The following is a 356-nucleotide window of genomic DNA, read 5'->3' on the forward strand; positions in this document are numbered from 1 at the left end:
CGGGCAGGCGTAGAATGGCGGGGTGAATTTCCCCGTCCAAGCCATCACCCTCGACCTCGACGACACGCTGTGGCCGTTCGCTCCGATCGGCGCCCGCATCGAGCAGGTCCTGCACGCATGGATGCGTGAACACAGCCCCGCCACCGCCGCGATGTATCCGGTGGCCGCGATGCGCGAACTGCGCGAGCGCCTGTACCACGCCCACCCGCATCTGCACCACGACCTCAGCGAACTGCGCCGGCTGACCCTGCACGAAGCGCTGCACAGCAGTGGCGCCAGCCTGGACCTGCTGGAGCCGGCGTATGAGGTCTTCTACGCCGCGCGCAACCAGGTCGAGTGCTACCCCGATGCGATCG

1 protein-coding gene is annotated in these 356 nt (G+C 68.0%); it reads left to right on the forward strand.

Features of this window, described 5'->3' with window-relative positions; genetic code table 11:
- Nucleotides 1–22 precede the first annotated feature (22 nt).
- The coding region (locus EN852_RS36680; RefSeq protein ID WP_210238306.1) for a hypothetical protein at nt 23–356 on the forward strand (334 nt) is incomplete at its 3' end.

Origin of the sequence: Mesorhizobium sp. M2E.F.Ca.ET.209.01.1.1, assembly GCF_004010375.2 — a bacterium.
GTDB lineage: Bacteria > Pseudomonadota > Alphaproteobacteria > Rhizobiales > Rhizobiaceae > Mesorhizobium.